At 46.0% G+C, this 689-nt stretch carries 1 protein-coding gene; it reads left to right on the top strand.

Annotated features, from left to right (window positions below):
- Window positions 1–434: 434 nt before the first annotated feature.
- A partial coding sequence (locus KIV40_RS35120) for an aldo/keto reductase (RefSeq protein ID WP_285354102.1) occupies window positions 435–689 on the top strand: 255 nt, incomplete at its 3' end.

The raw sequence follows: 689 nt of genomic DNA, 5'->3' as shown, positions 1-689 counted from the left end.
GGATCAGGTTACAACGGCATCGACGGACAAAGAATCTCAAAGACAGGAAGCTTTAAGACAGGTTCAACAGCAAGGTGGTATGACGGCTGACGAGTAATGCTCGTCCAACGCAATCATTCACTTAGAGCCGTATCGCGCCCTACTTCCCTTGATGTAGGGCGTTCGTTTTTCATGTTCTTCAAACTCATCCGTTTTCCCCATCTCGGGAACTGCTCACGCTCCCTTTCTTCACTGCACACTATTCCCTCGATTTAGGTACGCTACAGATCACCCTGTCAACCTGTCGTCAAATCACTTTACTTCACGTTAAAAACCGTACCGAAGTGTGCATTTTTATGTTACTAATTTGTATTCCAACTCACGCCACTCGCGTTTTAACTCTCTGCAAAACTCTCATCTGCGGTGGACGTATAACAATAGGAATCCAGTAACAAATGGAATATTCAAAGTTAGGAAGCAGCCAAATTCCTGTTTCTCGTATCTGCCTTGGAAGCATGACATGGGGCCTGCAAAATACTCAACAGCAAGCCGACCAACAGATCGAGTACGCCCTTAGTCAAGGGATCAACTTTATTGATACCGCTGAAATGTACGCGGTTCCGCCTTCTCCTGAAACTTACGGCAAAACAGAAGAGATTATTGGCGACTGGTTATCACGCAACCCACAGCGCCGCAGTCAACTTATCATT

Source organism: Vibrio sp. D173a (assembly GCF_030248475.1).
This window is presented reverse-complemented; position numbering and strand designations above follow the sequence as displayed.